Genomic DNA, 4236 nt, shown 5'->3' on the forward strand with positions numbered 1-4236 from the left:
CTTGACTCTGTCGGTGATCTTGGTGTTCTCCGGTGCGGCAGCCTGATCATCAGGCATGCTCGGGCTGTTTCGAACGCCGATGCAGCTGTCGAGGTGCCCGTTGTCCGTCCGTCCCCGTTCCGGTGAGCAGGTCCCGTCTCTGACCGCGCAGGTCGCGCGGGCGAGCAATCCGCACGGCACGACGGCGATATGGGTACGTGATCGCCTCGACGGGCTGTGGAACGATGAAGACTTCGCAGACTGGTACCCACGTGACGGTCGTCCGAGCCTCTCACCTGCCCAATTGGCCACCGTCTGTGTACTGCAGTTCTTACTCGGTTTGTCGGACCGGCAGGCCGCCGAGGCGGTGCGCTGCCGCATCGACTTCAAATACGCCCTCGCGCTGGAGCTCGATGATCCCGGCTTCCACCACAGCGTCCTGTCCGACTTCCGAGAGCGCCTCGCCGTGGGCGACCGTGCCGACCGGCTCCTGGACCTCGCGCTGGTTCGGCTCAAGGATGCCGGGCTCGTGCGTGAACGCACCACACAGCGCACCGACTCCACCCATGCTGCGCCACGAGGCGCTCTGTCATATCCCCGGTTTAGCCGGGAGAAACTCGGAGGAATGTTTCTGGGTCCAATGACTTACCTGGATCTGAAAAGTGAAGGGAACCATAGCATGTCAGGAAAGTATCGCTTGTGTTCAGGCGTATGAAGCAAGGCGATGCGGGACCCGCGCGACATGGTCAAAGCTGGACTGCCTGTACCCCAATCTCCAGAAGGTGCAAAGGAGTCTCCCACCGGAAAGACGTCTGAAACCGGTGCCATGCCCTGCGCCGATATAACGTGAGGGTCGGCGCAACCTCCGGGGTGTGGAGCGACTCCCAGTGAGGGAGTTCAAGGGGATGAATGGGGGACCTAAATCGCGCTATGACGTATGACAGAGACGAACGTGGGATCACCTAAGGGGCGCGATCCCTATGGTGACAGAAGCCCCGTAGTAGTCGTCGGAGTAACGCCCGACCAGGGAGGACGGGAAGGCCGTCCGCAGGGCGAAGGGGGCTAGGTGACTGGACACTCAAAATCCGCGAGGTATGCGTAAATGCAAAGCGCCGAAACGGTGTTGAAGGTCCTCCGTGAACGCGGGAGGCGTGGCCTGCCGTGCAACGAACTGTATCGACAACTGTTCAACCCGGACTTGTATCTTGTGGCCTACGGGCGCATCTACTCCAACGATGGAGCGATGACACCCGGGGCCTGCGGGGAAACCGCAGACGGTATGTCCACGGCCAAGATCGGACGCATCATCGACGCGATGCGCCACGAGCGCTACCGATTCCAACCCGTGAGGCGCGTCTACATTCCGAAAAAGAACGGAAAACTGAGACCCCTCGGCCTGCCGTCTTGGGCGGATAAACTAGTCGGTGAAGTGGTCCGGCTCCTGCTGGAGGCGTACTACGAGCCACAGTTCTCCCGTCGATCGCACGGTTTCCGTCCCCGTCGTGGCTGCCACAGCGCCTTGAGCGAAATTGAGGAGACATGGGGCGGGACGACCTGGTTCATCGAAGCGGACATCTCTGACTGTTTCGGTAGCCTTGACCATGAGGTCATGCTCTCGATCCTCTCAGAGAAAATCCACGACAACCGGTTCCTTCGGCTCATCAAACAGATGCTGCAAGCCGGATACCTAGAGGACTGGGAATGGAACGCCACACTCAGCGGAGCTCCGCAGGGCGGTGTGGCATCCCCCATCCTTTCCAATATCTACTTGGACCGGTTGGACACTTTTGTCGAGACAGTGCTCATCCCAGAATATACCCGAGGGAAACGCAGGGCACCCAACCCGGCGTACACCAGGAAAACCGACGCGATCCACCGCGCGCGTAAGCGCGGAGACCGAGTCGCAGTCCGGCAATTGCGCGCAGCACGACGTGGTCTTCCCCACGGGGACCCAAACGATCCCCAATACCGGAGATTACGGTACTGCCGCTACGCCGACGATCACCTCCTCGGGTTCACCGGACCCAAAGCCGAAGCCGAACAGATCAAGCAACGCCTGGCCCACTTCCTGCGTGAGGACCTCAACCTGGAGTTGAGTCAGGACAAGACACTGGTCACCCACGCCCGCACCAGTGCGGCAAGATTCCTCGGCTACGAGATCACCGTCCAGCACAGCCGGTGCCGGCCGAAAGTCAACGGCCACATCCGGCTGCGCATACCGCGAACGGTGATCAAGGCCAAGGCCGCCCCGTACCTCAAACACGGCAAACCCGAACGCCGCACAGAGCTGATGACCCGTGACGACCCTATGATCATCAGCACCTACGGCGCCGAGTTCCGGGGACTGGTGCAGTACTACCTGCTCGCCAGCGACGTCGGGAGACTGGACTACCTTCACTGGGCAGCCCTGACCTCGATGCTCAAGACGCTAGCCGCCAAGCACCGCTCGACGGTGTCGAAAATGGCCCGCAAGTACAAGGCCAAGGTCGACACCCTGTACGGGCCATACACGTGCTTCGAGGCCAGCGTGTCACGGCCGGGCCGGAAACCACTGATCGCCAGGTTCGGTGGCATTCCTCTACGACGGCGGAAGACAGCGGTCATCATCGACCGTCAGCCAGCCCCGGTCACCGTCCGCCGCAAAGAGCTGGTCACCCGGCTCACCGCGCGGTGGTGCGAGTGGTGCCAGCGCCGCGCTCCGGTGGAGACCCACCAGGTCCGCAAGCTCGCCGACCTCGACCAACCGGGGCGACCACAGCCCGCGTGGGCGCAACTGATGGCCAAACGGCGCCGCAAGACCCTCGTGGTCTGTGCGGACTGCCACCAGGCCATCCACGCCGGGCAACCGACCGCGACACCCACGGGATAGTCACCGGAGAGCTACGTGCATCGAAAGATGCCCGCGTGGTTCGGACCGGAGGCCGTTGGAAAAGGCGCCGCACGCAGCGGAAACCTCGCCAACGGCCTACCGGTGTTCCTGGCCGCAGTGCGCGATCTCACCCGGCTGGAGTTGGTGACCGAGGCGGTCCGTGCCGCGCTGGAAGAAGTGGCACGCGGGGCCGGGCATCTGCTGGCCGGCCTGGTCGACGAGGACTGGGGGCGCCGCTACGGCCGCCCGGTTCGTCTGGGCAAGAACCCGAGCCGGCCCAAGACCAGAATCCTCGCCGCCGGCGGCGACGCTTGCCGACTGCTGGAACACCTCCACCGGCACGGACCGGGCTACCGGCCCGGCCCGCAGGTCGAGGCGCTACGGCAGATCATCGTGCAGAACTACTACCGCGACGCGGCGGGCCGCCTACGCTGGCGCACCGCTGACGACGGCGGCCTGCCGCCCTCCTCCTCGGCGATCGTCTCGCCCTACGACACCACGGCCCGCTACGTCCGCCATGGGCACATCATCCGCTGGAAGGGGTTCGCCGCCCACCTCACCGAGACGTGTGCCTCCGACAGCGCCAACGTGATCACGGACGTGGCAACCACGTCGGCCGCCACGAACGACGCCCAGGCCCTACCCGGCATCCACACCCGCCTAGCTCGTCGCGGGCTGCTGCCCGCCGAGCACCTGGTCGACGGCGGCTACACCTCTCTGGTCCACCTGGAACGCGCCGCCCGCGAACACCAGATCACCGTCAGCGGCCCACTTCCGGGCAACCCCACCCGCCAGCACCGCAGGAGCGAAGGCTTCGACAGGGACGACTTCCACATCGACTTCGACCGCCGCCAGGTCACCTGCCCCCAGGGCCAGGTCAGCGCGGGCTGGCACGCCCCTACCCGACCTCCTCGCCCACCGCCGCACCCCTGATCGTGGCCCGGTTCACCAAGAGCCAGTGCCGCCCCTGCCCAGCCCGCACCCGCTGCACCGCCACCGCCGACAGCGCCCGGACCGTGGGTTTTCCCCCGCGAGAACTCCGTGACCTGCAACTCCGCGTCCGGGCCGAGCAGCAGACACCCGGCTGGAAGACCCGCTACGCGGTCCGCTCCGGAGTCGAGGGCACCATCAACGAATTCGCCCACGGATACGGAATGCGCCACTGCCGCTACCGAGGACAACCGAAAGCCCACCTGCAACACGTCCTCACGGCCATCGCCGTGAACATCGAACGACTCAGCGGTCAGTCAGCGACCGGGGATCCCTCTTCGTCGAGACACCAACTGCCTTCCAGACCTTCCTGGACCAGAACGAAATCCCCCGGTCAAAGTCCTGGCGAACCCTCGGCAGTTGACCTCGACCATCAAGATCACCGACAGAGTCAAGCT

4 protein-coding genes are annotated in these 4236 nt (G+C 64.5%); all 4 read left to right on the forward strand.

Features of this window, described 5'->3' with window-relative positions; genetic code table 11:
- Positions 1-55 precede the first annotated feature (55 nt).
- The gene (locus tag EFK10_RS46310; RefSeq protein ID WP_240677890.1) at positions 56-694 is read left to right on the forward strand and encodes a transposase; all 639 of its coding nucleotides are present in this window, start codon (positions 56-58) and stop codon (positions 692-694) included.
- Positions 695-1081: 387 nt separating this feature from the next.
- Positions 1082-2848, forward strand: a complete 1767-nt coding sequence (locus EFK10_RS46315) for a reverse transcriptase/maturase family protein (protein WP_206305863.1) — start codon at positions 1082-1084, stop codon at positions 2846-2848.
- Between the two features lie 15 nt (positions 2849-2863).
- On the forward strand, positions 2864-3781 hold the full coding sequence (locus EFK10_RS46320; protein WP_240677891.1) for a hypothetical protein: 918 nt from the start codon (positions 2864-2866) through the stop codon (positions 3779-3781).
- Positions 3782-3783: 2 nt separating this feature from the next.
- Positions 3784-4236: transposase (locus EFK10_RS51730; RefSeq protein ID WP_240677892.1), on the forward strand; the 453-nt coding region annotated here is incomplete at its 3' end.

It is taken from the genome of Streptomyces soli (assembly GCF_003999195.1).
GTDB lineage: Bacteria > Actinomycetota > Actinomycetes > Streptomycetales > Streptomycetaceae > Actinacidiphila > Actinacidiphila soli.